The sequence below is a fragment of the uncultured Duncaniella sp. genome (assembly GCF_910578445.1).
Lineage (GTDB): Bacteria > Bacteroidota > Bacteroidia > Bacteroidales > Muribaculaceae > Duncaniella.
The window spans coordinates 88471-113994 of sequence record NZ_CAJTQC010000007.1 but is presented as its reverse complement, the minus strand read 5'-3'; the positions used below and the strand labels follow the sequence as shown (position 1 = coordinate 113994).

At 48.4% G+C, this 25524-nt stretch carries 13 protein-coding genes; 12 read left to right on the top strand and 1 reads right to left on the bottom strand.

The window, feature by feature from the left end:
• Nucleotides 1–494: 494 nt before the first annotated feature.
• The 3 genes from QZ311_RS05050 to QZ311_RS05040 are packed head-to-tail and all read left to right on the top strand — an operon-like array spanning nucleotide 495 to nucleotide 1641.
• The gene (locus QZ311_RS05050; RefSeq protein ID WP_297064854.1) at nucleotides 495–797 is read left to right on the top strand and encodes a nucleotidyltransferase domain-containing protein; all 303 of its coding nucleotides are present in this window, start codon (nucleotides 495–497) and stop codon (nucleotides 795–797) included.
• Nucleotides 798–843: 46 nt separating this feature from the next.
• Nucleotides 844–1125, top strand: a complete 282-nt coding sequence (locus QZ311_RS05045) for a HepT-like ribonuclease domain-containing protein (protein ID WP_363323599.1) — start codon at nucleotides 844–846, stop codon at nucleotides 1123–1125.
• 21 nt (nucleotides 1126–1146) lie between these two features.
• Nucleotides 1147–1641 carry a hypothetical protein gene (locus tag QZ311_RS05040; RefSeq protein ID WP_297064852.1) on the top strand — a complete coding sequence of 165 codons (495 nt, stop codon included), beginning with the start codon at nucleotides 1147–1149 and terminating at the stop codon, nucleotides 1639–1641.
• 334 nt (nucleotides 1642–1975) lie between these two features.
• Here the strand turns inward: QZ311_RS05040 and QZ311_RS05035 are convergent, their stop codons facing one another.
• On the bottom strand, nucleotides 1976–5950 hold the full coding sequence (locus tag QZ311_RS05035) for a helix-turn-helix domain-containing protein (protein WP_297064850.1): 3975 nt from the start codon (nucleotides 5948–5950) through the stop codon (nucleotides 1976–1978).
• A gap of 246 nt (nucleotides 5951–6196) precedes the next feature.
• On the opposite strand from QZ311_RS05035, the gene QZ311_RS05030 reads away from it, so the two are divergent.
• The 9 genes from QZ311_RS05030 to QZ311_RS04990 all read left to right on the top strand — a co-directional run bounded on the left by QZ311_RS05030 (nucleotide 6197) and on the right by QZ311_RS04990 (nucleotide 25523).
• A complete protein-coding gene (locus QZ311_RS05030) occupies nucleotides 6197–7792 on the top strand; it encodes a glycoside hydrolase 43 family protein (RefSeq protein WP_297064847.1) in 1596 nt (531 codons plus the stop codon).
• Nucleotides 7793–8238: 446 nt separating this feature from the next.
• A complete protein-coding gene (locus QZ311_RS05025; protein ID WP_297064870.1) occupies nucleotides 8239–9915 on the top strand; it encodes a glycoside hydrolase family 43 protein in 1677 nt (558 codons plus the stop codon).
• 93 nt (nucleotides 9916–10008) lie between these two features.
• Nucleotides 10009–13146 carry a TonB-dependent receptor gene (locus tag QZ311_RS05020; protein ID WP_297064844.1) on the top strand — a complete coding sequence of 1046 codons (3138 nt, stop codon included), beginning with the start codon at nucleotides 10009–10011 and terminating at the stop codon, nucleotides 13144–13146.
• 14 nt (nucleotides 13147–13160) lie between these two features.
• Nucleotides 13161–15032, top strand: a complete 1872-nt coding sequence (locus tag QZ311_RS05015; RefSeq protein ID WP_297064841.1) for a RagB/SusD family nutrient uptake outer membrane protein — start codon at nucleotides 13161–13163, stop codon at nucleotides 15030–15032.
• 21 nt (nucleotides 15033–15053) lie between these two features.
• Nucleotides 15054–17855, top strand: coding sequence for a SusC/RagA family TonB-linked outer membrane protein (locus tag QZ311_RS05010; RefSeq protein WP_297064838.1), 2802 nt, complete (start codon nucleotides 15054–15056; stop codon nucleotides 17853–17855).
• A 19-nt stretch (nucleotides 17856–17874) separates the two neighbouring features.
• Nucleotides 17875–19632 (top strand): RagB/SusD family nutrient uptake outer membrane protein, encoded by a 1758-nt coding sequence (locus QZ311_RS05005; RefSeq protein WP_297064835.1) that lies wholly within the window; start codon nucleotides 17875–17877, stop codon nucleotides 19630–19632.
• A gap of 31 nt (nucleotides 19633–19663) precedes the next feature.
• Entirely contained in the window at nucleotides 19664–20740 is a 1077-nt protein-coding gene (locus tag QZ311_RS05000) for a DUF5627 domain-containing protein (protein ID WP_297064833.1), read from the top strand.
• 22 nt (nucleotides 20741–20762) lie between these two features.
• Nucleotides 20763–22892 carry an endo-1,4-beta-xylanase gene (locus QZ311_RS04995; protein ID WP_297064830.1) on the top strand — a complete coding sequence of 710 codons (2130 nt, stop codon included), beginning with the start codon at nucleotides 20763–20765 and terminating at the stop codon, nucleotides 22890–22892.
• A 159-nt stretch (nucleotides 22893–23051) separates the two neighbouring features.
• Nucleotides 23052–25523 (top strand): TIM-barrel domain-containing protein, encoded by a 2472-nt coding sequence (locus QZ311_RS04990; RefSeq protein ID WP_297064827.1) that lies wholly within the window; start codon nucleotides 23052–23054, stop codon nucleotides 25521–25523.
• Nucleotide 25524 lies beyond the last annotated feature (1 nt).

The window sequence follows — 25524 nt, the reverse complement described above, 5'->3', positions numbered from 1 at the left end:
CGAACAGATACAGACATTAAGGGACAACCTCGCCGACAAGGACGAGCTGATCCAAGTATATAAACAATCAAAATAGAATAGCCCATGAAATAAGAAACTGTAGTTGAACTGCAAGGTTAACGATTCCAATGCGGTTCAGTTGCGAGAGATAAATCCTCCTTCCCGATAATAAGGCTTGAAGTCCGCTTAGACCCTGCTTAGATAGTGTTTCTAAACCTTCTGAAATGAAGTTCTAAATTATAGCGGCGCAAGCAGCCATCGAGGACTAAGCTGCCTAAACACCAGCAAACCACCAATCAAACAAAAAAGTGCTTAGAGAGCGCTTAGATCGTTCATTCAAACACTTGATATTATGCGATTGTTGTTTGCGGCGCAGGCTGCCATCGAGGAGTAATTCTCTTCGAGATTAACGACTGAATAAGAAGGGCTGTGAAGTCTTGTCACAATCATGGATTGAGACTTCACAGCCTTTATTTTTAACAAACCAAACGGGTATGCATCTGATCACCGACAATCTCCAGAAGATTATTGCCTTATGCAAAAAGTATAAGGTCAAGACGCTGTATGTATTCGGTTCAATTCTGACTCCTCGCTTCAATGAGAATAGCGATGTTGATTTTTCCGCTACTTTTCATCCGGAAGAAGACCCGCTGGTCGCCGGAGAGAACAGAATCCAATTTTATATCGGATTACAAGATTTAATGGGACGAAAAATAGATCTCGTCGATGAGGATTGTATTCGGAATCCATATTTTAAAGAAGAATTAGAGGAAACCAAACAACTCATCTATGGATAGGACAATCAAGAAATATCTCCACGATATTCTTTTGGCAATAGAATAGATTGAGTTTTTTATTAGTCAAAGACCACGTCAATATCAGGTTTATCTTGATGACCTCATGTTCAAAAGAGCCATCGAGAGGAATATTGGCATTATCGGCGAAGCAATGTCTAAGATTCTTCAATTAGATGCAGACATAGCAATAACTAACGCAAAAAACATCAAAGGCACTCGCAATTATGTCGTTCACGCCTACGACACCCTCGAGCCTCACATCATCTGGAATATCGTCATCAACGACCTTCCTAAACTGAAAGAAGAGGTGATTCTATTGTTAAAATGAAAGGGAAAAATAAGGAGAAGAATGGCTAAGGATATAAAAGAAACGCTACAATCTTTCTTAGGATTGATTGCGTTTATTGCAATATTTGGCTTCGGAATATATTCCTTGATAACAGAAGGTCATTGGATAATTCTAAGCATTATCGCTTTGGGTATAATTTTAACTGTCATTTTCTTCATTCTTGTTTTAGTTCCAGGCTTGGAAGCTGGTTTTAGAAATAGATTTCCATTGGATTATTTAATTCATATAAACGCTGAAATCGATTTCTTTACGAGTAGTGGTTTTACTGTGAAGGAATATTTAGATTCTGGTTCTGAAAATCCGGGAGTAGTTTTAGAAAATAATGGCAAAGTAATTGTAATTAAATTAGATGCTCCTGTAAATGCATCTAAGTACACAATACAGATTACATCTCCTACTGGTGAATTAGATACTTTGGAATATGATACTTCTACGGAAGAGTCTGAAAAAGCAAGCAAATTAATACGATTCTACGAAGAATTGATTTCGGCATAGGAATAGGAATTTAAAGTTTAATTGATTAATGATTAACTTTGTCCTTAGAACAGAGATTACGACAGATTTCACCAGATTGCTTTTGTTTAGAAATAAAGTATGCTACTAATACTCTGACTATCTGAATGAAATTACTGTGGTGCAGGCTGCCATCTAGGAGTAAGATAAGACATACTAATCGCTAAAATAGGCGATAACTCACTGTAACAAGGTGGGTTATCGCCTATTATATTATCGGGCTATAATTATCGGACTATACCGGTTATCATTCTCTACGGAGCATCCTATATCTGAGCAACCATGTGTGGTTCTGGTCTATAGTTGCGCAAAGGTGTCAGACGGCTGATGTCGAATTTCTCTGGCGGTATTCAGTCGGGGATATTCCTGTGAAACGCTTGAATGCGGTCGAGAAGTGTGGTTGCGATGAGAAGCCGACGCTGTAGGCAATCTGTGATATATCTACATCCGGCTGGCGTAGAAGTTCGCATGCCTTTCTCAGACGTACGTTCCTTATAAACTCGCTCGGTGTCAGTCCGAAAAGTTCTTTCATTTTGCGGTTGAGATGCGCACGGCTCAGGCCGACTTCCTGACAGAGTTTCTCGACATTAAGATTTGGGTCGTCGAGATGACTGTCTATCTCGCTGACAATCTTGTCGATAAGTACTTTGTCATTGCCTTTGAGGTCGGGCGTTTCAATCTTGCCGTCCTGCTGCTGTGTGCCGGAGAATTTTCCTTTTAGCCTCAGACGGTTGTCAATGAGATTGTCGACCATCGCCTGAAGTTCTTCGACGATAAAAGGTTTACCGATATATCCGTCAGCGCCTTTATCCCAGCCGGCCATACGGTCGGCGACATCGTTTTTAGAGCTTAGGAGTATTACCGGGATATGGTTGGTATCGACATTACTCTTAAGTGTTTTCAAAAGAGTGAGGCCGTCCATACATGGCATCACGACATCAGAGATTATGAGATCGGGCATTGATTCCATGATGCTCCTCATAGCTTCCTCTCCGTTGATAGCCTCTGTCACTTTTCCGAATCCTGAAAGAATATCGTTGAGGAAAGAGCGGATTTCAGCGTCGTCGTCAACCACCAGTATTCTCAGCGATGAGTTTTTAGTATTCCTTTTGGCTTCAGCGGGCAGAATATGGCTCACGGATGGTGTGATGTTGCGGTCGGTAGCCGTCTGTTCAGTTTCGGCTGCAGTCTCGTCAGTGTCCATACATCTTATGGGGATGCGTACGGTGAAACAGCTGCCCTTGCAATCCGTGCGGTTTTCGGCAGTGATGACTCCGTTGTGTAGTTCGACGAGTTGACGGCACAGATCAAGCCCGATTCCGAATCCGAGTGGAATGTCACCATGATTGAATTTGCCCTGATAGAAACGGTCAAACAATCTGTCGATGTTTTTCTCGTTGAGACCAATGCCTGTGTCAAGCACTTGGATTTCAACACATTTGACCCCCCCTAATTCTTTTGCAACACACTGGCTGACAGAAACTTGGATGTTGCCTCCTGACGGTGTGTATTTTATGGCGTTCGATATGAGATTGACAAGGACCTTGTCGAAATTATTCCTGTCAATCCACACTGTCAGGTGAGTCAGAGACGGATCGTCGGTGACAAATCTGAGTGTCAGGCCTTTTTCTTCGGCCTGAGGTTTGAAGATTTCGACAAGCTCGCGTGTGAAACTGATAAACTCTGTTTCCGAACGCCTGATTTGCATTTTGCCCTTATCAATCTTTCTGATGTCAAGCAGCTGGTTGATGAGGCCGAGAATCCTGTTGGCATTGCGGTGGATGGCATTCAGGTTTTTAGTTGTTTCAGGGTCATGCTCCTTTTTCATGATCCGTTCGAGCGGACTGATTATCAGAGTCAGAGGCGAGCGGATTTCATGTGAGATATTTATGAAGAACTTGATTTTTTCTTCATTGACGCGTTCTGTGTTTTTATGTTTCATGGCCCTCCATGCGAGGATTATGAAGCAGCAAATCAATATCAGATATATGATTTTGGCCGGGATAGATAGATACCATGGATATGAAACGGATATGTTGACGGTCTTTATTTCGGAGTAAAGTCCGTTTTCAGTTGCGCGGAGTTCCAGCCTGTGGTTGCCTGATTGCAGGTGGGGCAGCACTATGATTCCACTGCCGGGAGTGGTCGAGGCCCAATGGTCGACAAATCCCGGAATGCGCCATTGGAATACCAGATTGTCTGTGTCGCTGAAATCCTTGGTCGACATGCGGAGAACCAAAGAATTGTCTTTGAACGAGAGACGAAGATTGTCGGGATTAGATTTCATATTGGTCATCACCTTCTCTCCTGACGCATTAAGGGTGGTGCTGTTTATTCTTGTGCCGTTGAGGTCTATGCCTGATATGAAAATATCACGTTCGAACATCGGCTTTTTCAACTTTGCTGGTTCAAGGATTGTGATGCCTTTTTCACCGCTGAAGAGTAGTTTTGATTTGTCAGACGAAGCCGTCGCGGAGAAATAGTCGCTGTCCGACATGTCGTTCTTGCCATAGAACGGAATGACGTTGAAGTCGCGGTCTATCTGGTTGAGGCCGTCGTGAGTTCCGGCCCATGCATAGCCGTCGGCATCGAATACGATTGTCGATACATTGATGTCTGATAGCCCTTCGTTGGGGGTCAGTCGTTCATATGTCAGATTGTCGGGGTTGATGATGAAAAGGCCTATGCTTGTCGCATCCCAGATGTTGCCGTCGGAATCTTCGGCTATATTGTTGTGTACGCCTTTAATCATCTGTTGATGTTTTTCACTAAGATATGTCAGTTTCCCCGTTGCATTGTCGTAGATAGACAGCGCACCAAACATTCCGATCCAAATTCTGTTGCGAGAATCGCAGAAAAGCGAAGAGGTCCAGCGGAATTTATTGTTGCCGGCATTGTCGTGAAGCCAGTTTGTTTCACCGGTGTCAGGGTTTACCTTCACAACTCCTTCACCGACTATTCCGAGATAGAGATTTCCTTGTTGGTCTTCTGTAAGCGCGTTTGCCAGATAGTTTCCTTTGACTTTGATAAGCTGGCGCATAGCTCCTGTCACGGGATTCAGTTCATATAGGCCGTGGTTGTCAACCCCGAGATATAGTTTGCCTGTGTCAGAGGCTTTCATTGAACTGATGCCTCCGCCCAAGCGGTATCTTGAGTGTAGTTTGCCATATTCATCCACTGAGATGAGACGTCCGTCGTCAAGGCCTATCCAGATGTCGTCTGAATCGGGAAACATGGCGATATTTGTTTTCCCTCCTGAATAATCAGTAATAGCGCGAGAGATATTGACGAAATTAGATGGGATTGGTTTCTGAGGGACCATGAGTACGCCCTGATGCGAACAGCCCATCCACAGATTTCCTATGGAATCTTCATAAATGGTTGAAATGCGCGTTTTGTTGAGATTTGTAATCGGGTTGTTGAACTCATTGTTTGGCCGGAGTTCGTTTGTGGCTTTATCAAGATAGAACACACCGTTGCCTATGGTCCCGATAAGTATATTGCCGTTTTTGTCCTGCACCGCACATTGCAACACAGGTTTTATATTGTCAGGCATGCTGACCGGTATAAATTCGTCAGTCTTGGTGTTCCAGCGCCATGCCTCGGTTGTAGTTGATACAAAAAAATATCCATCGTTGTCACGGAGCACAATTCGGATATATGAATCTGTTACTTTGTAGATATTTGACTGTCCGTTGGACGATATTTTTATTATGTCGCCGGCGTGGTTGCCGCAGACGAGTTCTCCTTTTTCGGTCACACCGAGAGTGTTGACAGTATTGGTTATCTCAATCTGTGGCATGAATCTGACTGCAATCGGTTTCTCCGACGAAAAATCAAGAATGTAGAGTCCGAATCCGGAGGCCATGAAGATTATATCGCCGTTTGGCAGCTGGCATATATCACAGATATAGCCATAAAGGTTAAGACTGGGAAGTGTAATGCGGGTGAAACTGTCGGTGTGCGGGTCATATAGATTAAGACCCTCGCATGTCGCCACCCACATCCGGTCTTCGTTGTCATAAAGGATTTTCAAGATTCGGTTATCGCTGAGCGAGGTTTCTGAATTTTCATCGTGGAGATACCTGTCGATATTGATACCATCGAAACGCAGGAGTCCGTATTGCGTGCCTATCCATAGATATCCGTCTTTATCCAGGCAGAACCCTCCATAGTTTGATGAGACAAATTCCTTTGAGTTAAATAGCCGTGTGTTCTGTATGGCATCCATGCTGAAGACGGATGCCAGTAGCAATAAAAAAAATGTCAGGATTCGTTTAATGTTGTTCATGGCAAAATTTCTTACACACAAAAATAGACAAAAACAGTGACAGCAGAAATAAAAACAGATATAAATTTGAATGGTGCGACAAATTTGTATGGAAATAACACAAATGGACAAGTGGTGTTGTCATGGACTTATCTTGATGATTTGTAGCATAATTGCGCATACGTAATATAATTGTAATTTTGCAACTGTTAAATCGGACGGCGTTGCAGGCCGTTGCCGACATTTTCAACTTAAAAATCAGATTCCATGATCAAGACAGTAAAAATTTCACTAATAGCAATGCTTGCGTCACTTGCATTGCCGGCTGTTGCCTCAGGTGATTCAGTCGACGGATTCTCCAATCCTGTCATTTGGGCGGATGTCCCCGATCCCGATGTGATCAGGGTCGGTGATGATTTTTATATGGTCAGCACGACCATGCATCTGATGCCGGGATGTCCGGTCATGAAATCGAAAGACCTTGTAAACTGGGAGACCATCGGATATGTGTTCGACACGCTCAACGACACTCCCAGCTATGACCTTGAGGGTGGCACAGTCTATGGGAAAGGACAGTGGGCCACATCGCTCCGTTATCATGACGGGCGTTTCTACGTGCTTTTTTCGCCTAACGACGCTCCTTATAAATCATATATATATTCAGCGGAAGATCCCGCCGGAAAGTGGGAACTCGTCAGCCGTACCGACCATTTCCATGATTCGTCGCTTCTGTTTGACGATGATGGCCGTGTGTATGTGTTCTATGGCGGAGGTCAGATCCGTCTCCGAGAGCTTAACCCCGACCTTTCAGGCGTAAAGGAGGGAGGAGTTGACACGGCCGTGATTTTCCCTGACGCCACAGAGACCGGGCTTCACGAAGGAAGTCGCGTTGTGAAACACAACGGCAAGTATTATGCACTTGTCATTTCATGGCCTGCCGGCAAACCTCGTCGCCAGCTGTGCTACCGTGCCGATAACATATGCGGACCATACGAAAAAAAGGTCATACTTGAGTCGGAATTCGGTGGTTTCCCGTATGTCGGTCAAGGATGTATAGTTGATGATTCCGAAGGCGGCTGGTGGGGAATGATATTTCAGGACCGTGGCGGAGTGGGGCGCATACTCACGCTTAATCCATGCCGGTGGGTCGACGGATGGCCTATGCTTGGCGATGAAAACGGAAAAGTGCCTGATTTCATAGCCAAGACAACAGTCGGAGTGGATGGCGACGGAATTGTTGCTGCCGATGAATTTTCCGACGGTAGAAAATCGTTGCTGTGGGAATGGAATCACAATCCGGTTGATTCCGCATGGTCGCTTACGGCACGGCCGGGGCATCTGAGGCTTTCAACTTCGCGGATTGTCGGAAATATTTTTGAAGCGCCTAACACGATTACCCAACGCATGGAAGGCCCGGTGTGTGAAGGCATCGTGAAGATGGACATCTCGAACATGAAGGATGGCGATGTTGCCGGATTTGCGGCTATCAACGGTGATTCCGGTTTGCTGTCTGTGTCGCGTGAGGGTGGTCGCAGGTGGCTGTCGGCAGTGGCTTCATCTGTGAGCCTCGGGAAGCATCACGAAGTTGTCGCTGTCAATGACCGGGAGATGGAGCGTGTCGCCCTTACCTCCGATGACATCTACCTGAAGATAAATGCCGATTTCAATCCCGGCCGCGACATAGCCACATTTGCCTATAGCACTGACGGTGTAAACTGGACTCCGATCGGCTCGGAATTCAAGATGGTGTTTGACTATCGCAGGTTCTTTATGGGGACGCGATTTGCAATCTATAATTATGCCACCGCTACTCTCGGAGGCCACGTAGATATCGATTTTTTCAGATACAGTAAAGGCTTTTGATGTCTTTCGATTATATTACAATAGGTGATAGGTATTCTAAGCTCTATTTAGATGATTGTTTTTTGGTTTTTGGAAGCACTTAGATTTCTTTATTCTTTTTTCACAATCAAAACAAGTTTTTTCACACCTTTGGTCTTAATTGATTAATAAGTTTCAACACACTTATCTGTCTAAGGGAAGCCGCGCGCGGAGCGTAGCTTCCCTTTATTTGTAAACGATTGATATTCAGTGTTGACGAATTGTCGATAGATTCAAATATTAACGAAAATGAGACATCTGTGAATGTCTCATGTGATAAATATGAATCTCTTGGAGCCACCGTTAAATGCCTGTCTTGTTGCAATGAGATAAATTTGCAATGTTTAACCATTTATTACAATCATTACCGAATCAAAACTAAGTTCATGAAAACAAAACTAACCTTAATGGCAGTTTCGGCAGGATTTATGACACTTTTCGGCAGTTGTGCGGCAACGTCGGGCAAGAACATAGAACCACAGAAATCTGTAGCGATTTTTGACTCGTTTACCTACGATGGTAATGACGACTATTACGCGGCAAATCCGCTTGCCGATGAAAGCTCGTTTTACAATCCGATTCTTCCCGGATGGTATTCCGACCCGACAATCTGTACAAATGGGGACGGAGATTATTTTCTGGCCACATCGACTTTCACCTATTTCCCCGGTGTGCCTCTGTTCCACAGTCGTGACCTTGTCAATTGGAAGCAGGTCGGGCATGTCCTTTCACGTCCCTCACAGCTGCAGAACATGGAGAAGCAGCATGTCAGCGGCGGTATCTTTGCTCCGGACATAGCCTACAATCCGGCAAACAAGACCTACTATATGATTACGACCAATGTCGGTGCGGGAAATTTCTTTGTCAAGACTCAGGACCCGTTTGGTGAGTGGTCAGACCCCATCATGCTCCCCGACGTGCATGGCATCGACCCGGCTTTCTTTTTTGACGAGGATGGCAAGGGCTATATTGTCAACAACGATGACGCTCCCGACGGCAAGCCCGAATATCCCGGCCACCGTACGGTGCGCGTGGTTGAGTTCGACACTGCTTCCGACAAGTGTGTGGGCGAACGCAAGATTGTTGTCAACAAGGGCTGTCGTCCGGAGGAGAAACCGATCTGGTGCGAAGGCCCTCATATATATAAGGTCAACGGACAGTACTATCTCATGACTGCCGAGGGTGGCACAAGCACATGGCACAGCGAGGTCATCTATCGTGGTCCGTCGCCTTTCGGACCGTTCACACCGTGGGAAGGCAATCCTATCCTCACACAGCGTACGCTCGACAAATCGCGTGAGAATCCTATCACCTGTGCCGGACATGCCGACCTTGTGCAGACCAAGGAAGGCGACTGGTGGAGTGTGTTTCTTGCATGTCGACCTGTCAGCAACGACATGGAAAATCTCGGTCGCGAGACTTTCATGATGCCTGTCAAGTGGACTGACGACGGTTGGCCTTACATGACTCGTGAAGGAGAGACCGTCCCGATGCAGTTGCGTCGCGAGGGTGTCAAGCGAGAGGCCGACGTTACATTCGGCAATTTCAGCCGCCGTGACGAATTCTCTGATTCGGTGCTCGGTATGGACTGGATGACATTGCGAGGCACTGCCGCTGATCTCTATTCGCTCACTACCAACCCCGGCTATCTCACCATCAAGTGTGCTGATGTGACATCGGCTGACAAGGCTGTGATACCGTATGTCGGCCGTCGTGTCCATCACCACAATTATACGGCCACTACCAATGTCACTTTCGATCCTGAACACGAAAAGCAGTGTGCCGGCATGCTTCTGATGAAAGACGAGACTCATCAGTATCTTCTCGCCAAGACACGCAATGGCGAAGGTCACAGTGTGGTACTCCGCAAGATAACTGAAAACGGTCATGAAGACATCGCTTCGAAACCGATTGCCGACGGGACACACCATCTCGGCCTTAAAGTCGAATCGAAGGGGCTTGACCTCAGCTTCTCGTATTCCGCCGACGGTGGAAAGACTTGGGAAGAAGTCGCAACGGGTATAGACGGAGGATTCACTTCGACAGCCAAAGCGGGCGGATTTACAGGAACTACTATCGGACTCTACGCATCAAACAGCATTTAACCTGCTCTCTATGCACTCATGCAGTAACAATCTGCTTCCCTATGCACTCACGCAGTGACAATCTATCAATTATATTACTTTAAATTAATAACAATGGAAAATGTAAAGAAACTATTTCGATGCATTTCACTCCTGATGCTTCTTGTGGGCTTTGGTCCAGCTTGGGCATATGCCGATACGGTCAGGGGTACGGTGGTTGACGATACAGGTGAACCACTCGTGGGGGTTTCAGTAATCCTCAAAGGCTCTTCACAAGGTGTGGCTACTGACATCGACGGTCAGTATTCGCTCAATGTTCCTAATCTGAAAAATGCCGTTCTGGAATTTTCCTATGTCGGCATGATTTCTCAGAGTGTCAAGGTCAACGGCCGTACGGTGGTTGATGTGACCCTTACGACTGACACTGAAATGCTCGATGAAGTTGTGGTGGTCGGCTATGGCCAGCAGAAAAAGGCTTCTGTTGTCGGTGCGATTACCCAGACCACCGGCGAGACTCTCGAGCGTGCCGGAGGTGTCAGCAATGTCGGTGCGGCTCTCACTGGTAATCTTCCCGGTGTCGTGACATCTTCGTCGACCGGTATGCCCGGTGATGAAGACCCGCAGATTATCATCCGCAGCGCAAGCTCTTGGAACAATTCGCAGCCTCTTGTGCTTGTCGATGGAATCGAGCGTCCGATGAGCTCGGTCGACATCAGCTCTGTCAAGACAATCTCGGTTCTCAAGGACGCATCGGCCACTGCCGTTTACGGTGTGAAAGGTGCTAACGGTGTCATCCTTATCACCACCAAACGCGGTGAAGAGGGTCGCGCCAAGATTTCTGTCGGCATGAATGTCACAGCCAAGGTCGTTTCGAAACTTCCCGACACATTCGGTTCGGCCGATGCTATCCGTGTGCGCAACCGCGCTATCGAACGCGAACTTGGTCTCTATCCTGATTCGTGGAATGACATCTATCCTGAAGAGGTGATCCAGAAATACATCAACCCCGGTGACGAGTGGGAACGTTATGTTGATGTTGACTGGCAGAAAGAACTCTTCAAGGACTATGCGATGGCCTACAATCCTAACATCAATGTGGCCGGCGGTACAAAGAATGTGAAATACTTCGCCGCTGTCGATTTCCTTCATGAAGGTGACCTTTTCCGCGAGTGGGATAACGGGCGCGGATATAAATCAGGTTATGGATATAACCGTGTGAATGTCCGCTCGAATCTTGACTTCCAGATTACTCCGACAACCGTTTTCAAGGTCAATCTTTTCGGTATGAGCGGCGAGAAAAAGCGTCCATGGAACATGAAAGACTCCGACTGGGATACGACACAGCTCTGGCAGGCCGCTTACAGCGCACCTCACGACACATTCCTTCCTCGTTATTCCGACGGAACATGGGGCTACTATCCTCTTGACACACAGGGCTCGCCAAACTCTGTCACAAATCTCGCTCTGGCTGGTGCGGAGAAGGTCACTACAACCCGTATCAATACAGACTTCACTCTTGAACAGGATCTAAGCTTCCTTCTTAAAGGACTCCGTGCATCGGCACTCGTGTCGTGGGACAATGTGTTTGTCGAGACCGGCCGCGGCATCAATGACCTCTACAACGCCTATCAGCAGAAATGGATCAATCCTCTCACTGGTGAGGTGACCTATTCGCAGGTCGGCGACACCAAGACCGGCTTTGACTTCAACGAGGGCATCAAGTGGAAAACCAATGGCGGTGCGGTCGACAACAATCAGACTGTCCGCAACCTCTTCTATCAGGGTCAGCTCTACTGGGCAGGAAAATTCGGACAGAATGAGGTCTCGGCAATGGGTGTGTTCAACCGTACAGAAAACACCTACGGCTCACAGTTCACCAACTATCGTGAGGACTGGGCTTTCCGTGCCACATATAACTATGCCGACAAATATTTTGCCGAATACAACGGTGCTTACAACGGTTCGGAACGCTTCGGCCGTAAAAACCGTTTCGCATTCTTCAACTCCGGCGCTGTGGGCTGGATGATTTCACAGGAAAATTTCATGAAATTCTCCCGCGGATGGCTTGATCTTCTTAAAGTCCGTTACTCTTACGGTGAGGTCGGCGACGACTATGTGCCCGCACGCTGGCTCTATGCGACACAGATGGGCTACGGTCCGATCAACGATTCAAACGGACAGTCGTTCCAGGGCATCAACCGTCAGGTGGACTCACCCTATGTATGGTATTACGAGAAGGCCGTCGGCAACGCTGATGTTCACTGGGAAAAGGCCATCAAGCAGAACCTCGGTATCGACTACTCGTTCTTCAACCATTTCGCAGCCGGTAGCCTCGAGTTCTTCCGCGACAAGCGCAGCGATATCCTTATCACAGGTAATAACCGCGCCGTCCCCAGCTATTACGGAACTACCGCTCCCACCGCCAACCTCGGCCGTGTGCGCACATCAGGTTTCGAACTTGAACTGCGTCTCAACTACACCTTCAACAACAATCTCCATCTCTGGGGTAATTTCAACATGACCCATGCGACCAATAAGGTGCTTTCATACGATGATCCCGAACTGACTCCCGCCTATCAGAAGAGCACAGGTTTTGCCATCGGTCAGGACCATGCCACCTATACCGCAGGTATCGCCCAAGACTGGAACGAGGTTATCGGTATGACCCAGCATAACACCAACAACAATCATAAGCTTCCCGGTCAGTTCATTTCGGTCGACTATAACGGCGACGGTGTCATCGACACCAATGACAATGCTCCCTATGGCTACACAGGCACTCCGCAGAACACCTACAATGCCACTATCGGTTTCGAATGGAAAGGCTTCTCGGCATTCGTGCAGTTCTATGGCGTGACCAATGTCAGCCGCTATGTCGGTTTCAAGTCGCTCAACAACCACCTCAACAATGTTTTCGATGAGGGCGCTTACTGGTCGGCTTCCAACCCTCATGCCGAAGTGCCGCTGCCGCGCTGGAGCTCGACTCCGTCCTACTATGAAGGTACGCGCTATCACTACGACGGCTCATACATCCGTCTGAAGAACGCGGAGATTGCCTATACATGGACAGGCGGTTGGGTCAAGAAACTCGGCATGAGCATGTTTAAGCTTTATCTCAATGGCAACAACCTCTGGCTCTGGTCTCGCATGCCTGACGACCGCGAGTCGAACTTTGCCGGAACAGGTCTTGCCTCTCAGGGCGCTTATCCGACAGTGCGCCGTTTCAATCTTGGTTTTAAGTTTGACATCTAACCGACTGACTTATCATGAAAAAATATGTAACATATATAAAAGCGGCATGTCTGGGCACAGCTCTTATGCTTGGCGCGACTGCATGCTCCGATTATCTTGACAAATCGGAAGAATCAGACATTTCTGCTAACGAACCTTACAAGAATTTTACCAACTTCCAAGGTTTTGTGGAGTTGCTCTACAACAACATCCCCCTCTTCGACAAGGGCTACTGGACCAACTCCTTCAACTGGGGTGATGACGAGGTGACAAGCGCCAACATCAACTACCACATGGTCTACAAGATTGACCAGGGTGACTTCTGGGGATGGCAGAAGGAGTTCGACGGCTGGGGAACCGGCTGGCTCGACCGCGGGGCCTTCGACGCATACAAGAAGGACCGTTTCAACAAGGGTCTCTGGCCATGCGCATGGTGGGGCATCCGCCAGTGCAACATGGGTCTTGAAAATCTTCACCTCCTCACCGACGCGACTTCCGAACAGAAGAAGGCCATCGAAGGCCAGCTCCTCTTCTTCCGCGGATGGTATCACTTCATGCTGATGAACTATTTCGGCGGTCTTCCCTATATCGACGAGGTTATGAACGCAAACGGTCAGCTTACACGTCCGCGTCTCTCCTACAGTGAATGTGCCGACAAGGCAGCCGCCGATTTCCGTCGCGCAGCCGACCTCCTTCCCATTGACTGGGATAAGACTTCAATCAGCGTCATAACCAACGGTAACAACCAGCGCCGTATCAACAAGGTGATGGCTCTCGCTTATTTAGGCAAGAACTATCTCTGGGCAGCCTCGCCACTGATGAACTATGAGTCAACCGGTTCTCGTGAATATAACCGCGACTATGCACAGAAGGCTGCCGATGCGTTCGGAGAGCTTCTGGACCTTATCGAGAGAGGTGCGACGCAGTATGAGCTTGTCAGCTATGACAAGATAGGTGAGGTCTTCTACTCCTACGGACAGAATGGCCGTATGCCCGGACTGACCGAGGTCATCTTCCGCGGACCGGAATGGGATCCGTGGCAGAACACGCGCTATGGTCTGGCTCTGCAGTATGTTCCGACTCCCTACCATCCCGACGGTGGTGGCAATAATCTCAGCCCCTGCGCCAATTATGTCAACAACTACGGTATGGCCAACGGCCTTCCCCTTGACGATCCGCAATCAGGCTGGGACAAGACCCATCCTTGGAAGGACCGCGACCCGCGTTTCTACAATGACATCGTGTTTGACGGCTGTCTGATTACAGACAATTATCAGAATCCGCTCCCCAACATCGAGCTGTTCACCTCAGGCGCTTCACGCGACATCAATACGGCTTCGCGTACAGGCTATGCACTCAAGAAATTCCTGCATCCCACATGTAACCGCTACGATGACGGCTGGGGTTACTCTCCACAGTTCACAATCGGCATCAGCTATCTGCGCCTCGCGGATGTCTATCTGATGTATGCTGAAGCTGTCGCTCAGGCAACTGGAACTCCTTCGGGCAAGGTGTCTGCCTGTCAGCTCTCTGCTCTCGATGCGGTCAACAAAATTCGTGAGCGCGCCGGCGTGGAGGGTGTGAATGCCAAATTTACAGGCAATCTCGATTCGTTTATGAGCGAGGTGCGCCGCGAGCGTGCAGTCGAGCTTTCATATGAAGGCCATCGCTTCAACGACCTGCGCCGCTGGATGCTCATCGACAAGCCTGAGTATGCCGACAAGACTTCCGTTGAATTTACACGTAGCGGTGACTTTGACCCTGCACATCCTGAAAACAACGCTGTCAGCGGTTATCATGAAGAAGTCATCGTCACTCGCAATTATACCGAGAAACACTACTGGATGCCTCTCAAGAAGTCTGACTGCAACATGTCGGCAGAGTTCAAACAGAACCCCGGTTGGTAATAACCTTATAATTAAAATCTCATGAAACAGATATATAAATTTGTAACTATAGGAGCATTCGCGTTGCTGTCGGCCGGGATTTCGAGAGCCGACGAGCTTCTCGACTCCACAAAAGTCCATGTGGCTTTCCGCACGGTCGAGGATATGAATCTTCTCGGCGGTGTCTCGGCTGTGGATGTCGAAAAACTGATGGAGAAAGACTACTCGACTTATAGTCTGTCTGACATGCAGGCATTGGTCGGAGGTTACAACGGCCAGCTCTGGAATCAGGGAAGTGCGCTTGTGCTTGTCGATGGTGTCCCTCGCGAAGCTACCAATATCCTGCCTTCTGAAATAGCTCAGATCACATTTCTGAAAAGCGCGCAGGCTGTGGTGCTCTATGGTAGCCGCGGAGCTCACGGTGTCATCCTCATTACCACCAAACGCGGTAATGAAAAGGGCCTGCAGGTGAGTGTCAGAGGCAATGCGCAGCTCTACGTCCCCAAGAGCTATCCCAAATATCTCGGTTCGGCCGAATATGCCACTCTCTACAACGAAGCGCTTGCCAATGACGGAATCGAGATTCCGGCTTTCTCGCAGGAGGACATCTACAACTACTCGACCGGTAACAATCCTTTCCGCTATCCCGACATCAACTTCTTCTCGGATGAATATCTTAAGAAGAACTATATGCGCTATGATGCGACGGCTGAGTTCCGCGGAGGCGGCAAGTTTGCCAAATATTATGCCAACGTCGGTCTTTACAACAATTCCGACCTGATTAAATTCGGCGAAGGCAAGAACAATCACACCACACGCCTGCATGTGCGCGGTAACATTGACCTTAAGCTCAATGACTGGATCAGCGGCTGGGTAAACACCAGTGCATCATTCTACGATGACCGGAAGGACCGCTCCAATTTCTGGGCTGAATCGGCCAAACTCCGTCCGACGAATCCCGGCGCAGATCCTCTTGTTCCTCTGATTCCAATCTCGGCCATTGACCCGACCGACCAGAGCTCTTGGGCTTATATCAACAACAGCAACTATATCGTAGACGGCAAATATCTGCTTGGCGGCACACAGCAGTATGCCACCAACCCGTTTGCAGGAATGTATGCTGCCGGCCACAATACCTACACCAGCCGTCAGTTCCAGTTTGACCTCGGTGTTGACATTGACCTTGCACGCGTGCTTCCGGGCCTGTCGTTCCGCGCACAGTATGCAGTTGACTATGCCACATCCTACAACACTGCCATTATCAACGATTATGCCACCTACCGGGCTTCATGGGACAATGCTCTTGGCTATGACATGATTTCGGGGCTTACCAAGTATAATCTTGACAAGAGCACAGCAACTCAGACCGTATCTGACAGCCGTGATGTGCAGACCATTGCGTTCAATGCCAATTTCAACTATAACCGTACATTCGGTGATGGCCATAAATTCCATGCAATGCTTCTTGCAAACGGTTATCAGGTGACGACATCGGGCGAATATCACCGTGTCAGCAATGCAAACCTTGGCCTGAACCTTGAGTATGACTACATGAACAAGTATTATGCCCAGTTCAGCGGTGCGGCCATCCATTCGGCCAAGCTTGCTCCGGGTCACCGCAATGCTTTCTCGCCCACGGCTACGCTCGGCTGGCGTCTCTCTCAGGAAGACTGGCTCAACGATGTCGACTGGCTCAACGACCTTAAGCTCACAGCGTCCTACGGTATTGTCAATCAGGATATAGATATTGAGAAATACTATATGTATGCCGATATCTTCACCTCGACAGGTACTTGGTGGGGATGGAGCGAGACAAACAATTCGATGCAGACCACCGATTCGCAGCGTGGAGGAAACCCGAATCTCGGTTTTGTGAAGCGCAAGGAGTTCAACGCAGGTCTCAACACAGTCCTTTTCAACGGGCTGCTCCGTGTCAATGCCAACTTCTTCAACATTGATACCAATGACCAGCTTACCATCGCATCGAGCACCTATCCCAACTATTTCCAGACCTACTGGCCTGTTTCCGACCTTCGTCCCTACATCAACTATAACAATCAGCGTCGCACCGGTTTTGACTTTGGTGTAAACATAGCCAAGGAAGTAGGGGATTTCGGTCTTGCACTCGGAGTCAACGGTATGTATAACAAGACCAAGAATATCCGTATCAACGAAACAGTCGAGTATGACTGGCTGCGTCAGACAGGTGCTCCGATTGATGCTCTTCGCGGTTACGAGTGTCTCGGATTTTTCACTGATGAAAACGACGTGGCTACTTCAGCAAAGATCAACAACAATACCCGTCCCGGTGATCTCAAATATAAGGACCAGAACGGTGACGGCGTGATTGACTCGAAGGACATGGTTGTTCTCGGCAAATGGGGCGCACCTTTCTGCATGGGTCTCAACTTCACGGCCAAGTGGAAAAACTTCACTCTCTTCGTTGCCGGCACAGGTGCTTTCGGTGGCATGGGTGTCAAGAACGATACATACAACTGGGTCTATGGCGACCGCAAGTATTCGGAGGTTGTCCGCGGACGCTGGACTCCCGAAACAGCGGCGACTGCCACTTATCCGCGTCTGACCACACAGGGTGGCGAGCTCAATTTCGTGACTTCCGATTTCTGGACATATTCGACTGATGCTTTCTATCTTGACAAAGTGCAGCTTACCTACGACCTCCCAAGCTCGCTCTTCCGCGACAAGTTCGTCAAGGGGCTTCAGGTCTATGTCAACGGAAACTCTCTCGCAACCATCTCCAAGGAACGCAAACAGCTTGAAAGAGCTGTCGGTGCTGCTCCCCAGTGTCGCGTCTACACCCTTGGCGTCAAAGTAGATTTCTAATCCTGAAAACAACGGAATCATGAAAAAATTCTTATTCTTCATACCATTGGCCGCGATGTTAGTCAGCTGTGACGACCTTTTCGAACCGGCCATAGAAAACAACCTCGGCATTGACCATATGTATAACAATGCCAACTACGCCGAAGGTATCCTTGCCAACGGTTACACCCGTATTCCCATCGGGTCATATCCGTTCAGCGAGGTTGCGACCGACGATGCCGTGTCAAACGATGTCGACAACTCTTATCGTAAGGTTGCAGCCGGTTCATGGACTTCAGACAACAATCCTTTCGACCGTTGGACAAGCTGTAAATCCGGCATCCAGTATCTCAACATGTTCCTCGAAAGATGCGACAAGGTTCACTGGGCTGACGATGAGATTGTATCGCAGATGTTCTGTGACCGCGAAAAGGCTGAGGCATATGCTCTCAGGGCAATGTTCAACTATTATCTTCTTGAAGCTCACGGAGGCTATACTTCTGACGGAACTCTTCTCGGAGTGCCCATTCTTGAGGTTGCCGAAAGTCAGGCATCGAATTTCAATATTCCGCGCAATTCATTTGTAGAGTGTGTCGAGGCTATCCGTGCCGATGCCGCCCGTGCGCTTGAAGTGCTTCCGTGGGAATATGGTGACTCGGAGTCAATGACCAAGTTGCAGGCCCGCTATTCCAACGCTGCGATGAGCCAGATCAACCGTGTGTTCGGCAACAATTTCTGCGGACGTATTTCAGGCCGTGTTGTCGAGGCTTTCCTCGCAAAACTCAATCTGCTTGGAGCCAGCCCCGCATATGCCGAGGCGTCAGGCATAAGCTGGACTGAGGCTGCCGATGCCGGTGCGAAGGTGCTTGATCATATCGGTGGTGTCAACGGTCTTGACCCTACAGGCAACACTTGGTATTGCAACAAGACTGACATCGACAACATTTCTGCGTCGTCAATCCCTGCCGAAGTGCTTTGGATGAGCGAGCGCTCAAAGTCCAACAGTCTTGAAAAAGACAACTATCCTCCTTCGCTCTATGGCAGCGGCCGCATCAACCCGACACAGAACTTCGTCGATGCTTTCCCGATGGCCAACGGTTATCCTATCTCTAATGTCAAAGGAGAGTATGACGCAGCAAATCCATATGCAGACCGTGACCCGCGTCTCGCAGCCTATGTCACCTACAACGGCATGACCTCAGGTCTGTCAAACGGCACTGTGACCACCGCCGTGGACGGTACGAACAATGACGCGCTTAACAAGCTCACAGGCTCATCGACCCGTACAGGCTATTATCTGCGCAAATTGCTCCGTCAGGACATCAGCCTCGATCCAAACGGAACTACCGAAGAGTATCACTACACTCCACGTATCCGCTACACTGAAATGTTCCTTCTTTATGCTGAAGCAGCAAACGAAGCTTGGGGGCCGACCGGCAGCGGTTCACACGGCTATTCTGCCTATGACGTGATTAAAGCAATCCGCCAGCGTGCAGGTATCGGCATTGAGAATGGCGACGAATATCTCGAATCAATCAAGGGTGATAAGGATAAGATGCGTGAACTTATCCGCAACGAGCGCCGTATCGAACTCTCATTCGAAGGCCACCGTTTCTGGGATCTGCGCCGCTGGAAATCCGAGCTCAATGAAACTGCAAAAGGCATGAGCATCTCCGGCAGCACCTATAGCGTCATCGATGTCGAGACCCGTAACTACAAGGATTATATGTTCTATGGCCCGATTCCTTATTCAGAGGTGCTTAAATTCAGCGAACTCATTCAGAACAAGGGCTGGTAACGCAACAATTCTAACACTCAAATCAGAAATCATGAAAAAAGTAATATTTTCATTGGTCGGCATGGCTCTTGTGCTCTCTTCTTGCAAAAATGACAGCCAGGAATTTCCCGATTACATATACCAGACCATCTCTTTCGCTGATCAGACTCCTATCCGCACTCTGACTCTTGGCGAGGATGGTGAATTTGACACATCACTTGACAATCAGCATATCTTCCGTATCTGTCCGGTCCTCGGAGGTGTCAACACCAACAAGAAAAACCGCTGGGTACAGTGTGAGGTTGACCCATCGCTCATTCAGGGCATGAGTTTCTCGGACGGATCAGAAGTGAAACTTCTCCCGCAGTCACACTACACCTTCATCAGCGACGAGCGTGTGACTATCAAGAAGGGCAAAGTGCTCGGCTATCTCGACGTGAAACTTGAGGATGCTTTCTTTGCTGATCCGGAAGCAGTCAATACATGCTACGTGCTTCCAGTGCGCCTCACTTCGGCCTCTGACTCTATTCTCGAAGGCACACCGAAGGTGGCAGGTTCTTCTCCGAGTGTTGTCATGAACGACCAGTGGTCGGTTCTTCCCAAGAACTATACCCTGTATGCCATCAAGTATAAGAACAAATGGGCCGGTGCATGGCTGAGCAAGTCTAAAGTCAGCGGTGAGAACAATGGTGTGGCTTTCACATCCGAGAGCAACGCGGCCAACTGGGAGAAGGCCGATGTCAAGTCAATCAGCTCTAAGTCTCTGACCGAATCGCACTATGTGATGAGTCACTCGGTGGCTTATGTCAACGGAAATGGTGGAAGCGCCGAGAAAAATATCGTCTGCGACCTCATAATCAGGATTGATGACAACGGCAACGTGACAGTGTCTACCGAGACTCCCGGATGCACCGCGTCGGGTAGTGGAAAGTACACATATCATGGCGCAATAAAGGCGTGGAACAATACTGACCGTGACCTCATTGAGCTTACCTACAGCTATACGATTCCTTATGTGGTCAACGAGCAGACCGGTGCGACAGCTGAATATAAGGCCAACGTCACCGAGACTCTCGTAGCCCGCGACCGTCAGAATAAATACGAGTCGTTCAGCTATACTATCCGTTAACCTACTCAAAAATTGATACTGAATGAAAACTAACCATAAGATATGGCTTTCGCTTCTTGCCGGTGCATCCCTCACGGGATGTGCCGACCAGAACATCGACAACATTTATGTCGAGAAGCCTGAAAGCATCGCGCAATATGAATATCTGAATGCCTACGGAAATCTAAAGGATTATCTGAGTCAGAGAGCGGGAATAAATCCTGATTTCAAGCTCGGAGTCGGTGTCAGTGCGCCCGATTATAATAAGTTCGGTCAGGTCTACCGTATCACCAACGCTAACTTCCATCAGATTACCGCCGGAAATGCCATGAAGTATGCCTCGATTGTCGGTGATGACGGTTCGATGGATTTCAGCACTGTCACAGCCTTTGTCGATGCGGCTTCAAAGGCAGGTGTCGAGGTTTATGGCCACACTCTCTGCTGGCACGAGCAGCAGAATGTCAAGTGGCTCAACAGTCTTATCGCCGACAAGGAACTTGATATCGACCCCAATGAGAAACTCGAAGTGGAGGACGCTATCCACGAGTTCAAGAATGATGCGAAATTCCCTTTCTATGTGATGGGCTATGAACCACAGATTGTCGACGGAATTCTAACTGTCCCTGAATATCCGGGAGAATGGTATCAGTTCTTTGTTATGGACGGCCTCTCCACCGTGCCGGGCCGAACATACAAGGTTACGGCAAAGGTGAAGGGTAGCAAGGCTGGTTCTATGAACGTGCAATTAGGCAACTGGGGTGCGACGCTCGAGAAACAAATGGAATTTTCTGATGACTGGGCTGAATGTTCGGTCACGATAGACGGAGTAACGACAGAGAGCAGTTTTGTGATTTTCCAGCCCGGCACCTACGACGGCAAACTTGAAATCGAGTGGGTTAAGCTGTCACATCATGAAAGTCCTGCCGTCGAGGTGGAGAGTGAGGTCACCTTCAAGACCTATACCGACGGTCCCTTCCCCTTCTTTGCGATGGGTTGCGAGCCTCCGGTTATCAATGGTTGCATCCACTTTGTCCCGACAGGCGACTGGTCGCAGTTCTTTATCCTTCCTGGTGGTGAGAATCCTCTGACCGAGGGTGACTATGTGCTCTATCTCGATATCACGGCGTCCAAGAATGCCGAGGGTGTCGAGCTCACAATGCAGAACGGATGGGGCGACGATGCTCAGAATCTCTCTGTGCCTGTTCCCATTTCTGCTGGAGACAATGTTGTCCGTCTGAAATTCTCGGGCGTCACCGGAGGCAACTATGACGTGATTCTCAAGCCTCAGACCACCGACGCTACCCTTGATGTTCGTTCCGTAAAAGTATGCAAGGTGGAGAAACTCAACAAGATTCCCGTAACTCCCGAAGAGAAGGCTGAAATCCTCACTGCAGAGATGGAACGCTGGATCAAGGGTATGATGGAGGCTACAGCCGGTCAGGTAAAGGCCTGGGACGTTGTCAACGAGGCTATCTCGGGCGGTCCGTGGGGTCAGCGCTACGATCTTCAGCATGCCGCTACCGGATCTGGCGACCAGTCCAACAAGTTCTACTGGCAGGATTATCTGGGAGATAATTTCGTCCGCATTCCGGTGAAGTTTGCCCGTAAGTATTTTGCAGAGAACGGTGGTAACCCCGAAGAACTCAAGCTTTTCATCAACGACTATAACCTTGAATCAGACTGGGACGACAACCAGAAGCTCAAGAGCCTCATCCAGTGGATTGAGCAATGGGAATCGGACGGCGAGACGAAGATTGACGGCATCGGGTCGCAGATGCACATCAAATGCTATATGAATCCTGAGACTCAGGCAAGCAATGAACAACATGTGGTCAAGATGTTTGAGCTTATGGCCGCAACAGGCAAGCTTGTGCGTATCACAGAACTTGACATGGGACTCTGTGACGAGAACGGCAACACTGTCAAGACAGAAGATGTTACTTTCGAACAGCATCAGGCAATGGCCAAGTTCTATAAGTTCGTAATCGACAAATATTTCGAAATAGTCCCGCTCTCACAGCAGTATGGTATCTGTCAGTGGGCTCAGACCGACAGCCCTGAAGGTTCAGGATGGCGTCCGGGAGAACCTATCGGACTTTGGGATCTGAACTATAGCCGCAAGCCGGCCTATGGAGGTTTTGCCGACGGACTTGCTGGAAAAAGTCAGGACTAAATTTTCGGACAGTTTCCGACATTGTACATAATTAGGTAGAAGGGACCAATATTTATTTGGTCGATTCACCGTCGGGAGGCTCTGTGCACTTCCCTCCCGACGGTGAATTTTTAGTTAAAACGTTTTCTTATAGTTTCCAATCATTAATAATCGAATATCATGTCAATGAACTATCGCAATGTCATTACTACAATCTTGTCGACATTTGTTTCGGTCGGAGCATCAGTATGTGTTGCTTCTGATTTTACTATTGAAAACCACGGAATTGCAACAGAAGTGAACGGAAATGAAATATCACTGCAATTCTACACGCCATCTACGGTTCGCGTAATAAAAAATTCGGTTGGCACTAAGGTGGAAAAACAGAGCCTTAGCGTGGTGTCGACCCCCGGCAATGTAAAATTCAATGCCCGCCAATCGGGAAAATATATAACAGTCAAGTCCGATTCCATAACTGTAACTATTGACACTGCTTCCGGCAAGATCTCATTCCTTTCCCCGGACGGCAAGAAGTTGCTTCGGGAGGGTGATAATGTAAGTTTTACTCCTGTCGATGATGCCGGTGAGGCATCGTTCAAGGTTCGTCAGGATTTCTGTCTTGATGCCGATGAACCTATCTACGGATTCGGCAATCTTGAAAACGGACGGCTGTCACAGCGAGGCTTGAAACGCACGCTTATGCCCGGAAATATAGAGGATGGTATACCTGTCTTTGTTTCGGTGAAGGGCTACGGTGTGTATTGGGACAATTATTCACCGACAACATTTGTCGATGACAAGGATGTGTCATATTTCGAATCGGAAGTCGGCGACTGTGTCGATTACTATTTCATGTATGGGAAAAATGCCGACGGTGTTATTGGTGAGATGAGAAGGCTTTCAGGAGAAGTCCCGATGTTTCCGCTGTGGACCTACGGATTCTGGCAGAGCCGTGAGCGCTATAAGAGTCAGGATGAAATCGTGGAGGTCGTAAACAAATATCGTGCGCTTGGTGTGCCTCTCGACGGTATAATTCAGGACTGGCAATACTGGGGTAACAACTATCTGTGGAACGCTATGGAGTTTATGAATCCGGAGTTCAACAATGCTCGTAAAATGGTCGATGACATTCATGCGAATAATGCCAAGGTGATAATCTCGATATGGTCATCGTTCGGGCCATCCACACGTCCCTATAAGGAGCTTGATTCAAAAAACATGCTGTTCAATTTCTCTACATGGCCTCAGTCGGGCATCGCGGAGCAGTGGCCTCCCCGCATGGACTATCCTTCGGGCGTGAGAGTGTATGACGCATATCATCCTGAGGCACGCGATATTTATTGGAATCATCTCAAGCGCCTTTATGATCATGACATGGATGGCTGGTGGATGGACTCTACCGAACCTGACCACCTTGATTTCAAGCCGGAGGATATGGATACGAAGACCCATCTCGGATCGTTCCGCAAAGTGCGCTGCGCTTATCCATTGCTGACAGTCGGCGGAGTCTATGACCATCAGCGCGAGGAGTCCGACAAGAAGCGTGTGTTTATCCTTACGCGTTCTGGTTTTTTTGGCCAGCAGCGCTATGGATGTAATGTGTGGACCGGTGACGTTGCTTCGACTTGGGAGACACTGCGCAACCAGATTCCGGCTCTTCTCAATTTCACAATGACTGGAAACCCGAATTCGAATTCCGATATAGGCGGATTCTTTGCTGGAGCTTATAACAAGAGCTATGGCGATAACTCGGCTGTGAAGAATCCACAGTTTCAGGAACTGTATGTGAGATGGATGCAGTTTGGTGCATTTACGCCCATGATGCGTTCACACGGTGCTGACATCAAGCGTGAAATCTACTATTTCGGAAACCGTGGAGAGAACATATTTGATGCGGTCGAGGATGCGATAAAACTTCGCTACAGGCTGCTTCCATACATCTACTCTACGTCATGGAACGTGAGCAGACATAACTCAAGCTTCATGCGTCCGCTTATGATGGATTTCCCAAAAGACAAAAAAGGCTGGGAGTGTGGCGACCAGTTCATGTTCGGCCGCAATATCCTTGTAGCTCCGGTCGTAAAAGCCAACTATACACCCGAGAAGATAATCAAGATTGATGAAAACACCGGCTGGAACCGTCAGGAAAACACCGAAGGTGATGTCATTGCCGATGTTGATTTCATGAGTCCTGTCAATACCGACATATATCTTCCGGTCGGGAGTTCATGGTGGGATTTTGAAACCAATGAATTCCATAAAGGCGGACGGGAAATCGTAAAGCCCACGACTATCAAGACTCTGCCTCTTTTCGTAAAGGCAGGCTCTATACTGCCGATTGGTCCTGATGTCCAGTATGCGACTGAAAAGTCATGGGACAATCTTGAAATCCGTGTTTATCCCGGTGCAGACGGTGAGTTCACTCTCTATGAAGATGAGTTTGATAACTATAACTATGAAAAGGGAGCTTATTCGACTATCAGGTTTGCGTGGAATGACAAGACCCGTACATTGACCATTGCCGACCGTCAGGGTGAATATCCGGGAATGTTGGCCAACCGTAAGTTCAAGCTTGTGGTTGCTGATAAGAAATCATCGGGAGTGCCGGTCGAAGTTCCCTATGACGGCTCAAAGAAAACAGTGAAGCTTTAAA

Bases quoted from the DNA above. Each gene is read 5' to 3' on its own strand.
- QZ311_RS05050 (WP_297064854.1), top strand. From the start codon at position 495: ATGCATCTGATCACCGACAATCTCCAGAAGATTATTGCCTTATGCAAA.
- QZ311_RS05040 (WP_297064852.1), top strand. From the start codon at position 1,147: ATGGCTAAGGATATAAAAGAAACGCTACAATCTTTCTTAGGATTGATT.
- QZ311_RS05035 (WP_297064850.1), bottom strand. From the start codon at position 5,950: ATGAACAACATTAAACGAATCCTGACATTTTTTTTATTGCTACTGGCA.
- QZ311_RS05030 (WP_297064847.1), top strand. From the start codon at position 6,197: ATGATCAAGACAGTAAAAATTTCACTAATAGCAATGCTTGCGTCACTT.
- QZ311_RS05025 (WP_297064870.1), top strand. From the start codon at position 8,239: ATGACACTTTTCGGCAGTTGTGCGGCAACGTCGGGCAAGAACATAGAA.
- QZ311_RS05020 (WP_297064844.1), top strand. From the start codon at position 10,009: ATGGAAAATGTAAAGAAACTATTTCGATGCATTTCACTCCTGATGCTT.
- QZ311_RS05015 (WP_297064841.1), top strand. From the start codon at position 13,161: ATGAAAAAATATGTAACATATATAAAAGCGGCATGTCTGGGCACAGCT.
- QZ311_RS05010 (WP_297064838.1), top strand. From the start codon at position 15,054: ATGAAACAGATATATAAATTTGTAACTATAGGAGCATTCGCGTTGCTG.
- QZ311_RS05005 (WP_297064835.1), top strand. From the start codon at position 17,875: ATGAAAAAATTCTTATTCTTCATACCATTGGCCGCGATGTTAGTCAGC.
- QZ311_RS05000 (WP_297064833.1), top strand. From the start codon at position 19,664: ATGAAAAAAGTAATATTTTCATTGGTCGGCATGGCTCTTGTGCTCTCT.
- QZ311_RS04995 (WP_297064830.1), top strand. From the start codon at position 20,763: ATGAAAACTAACCATAAGATATGGCTTTCGCTTCTTGCCGGTGCATCC.
- QZ311_RS04990 (WP_297064827.1), top strand. From the start codon at position 23,052: ATGTCAATGAACTATCGCAATGTCATTACTACAATCTTGTCGACATTT.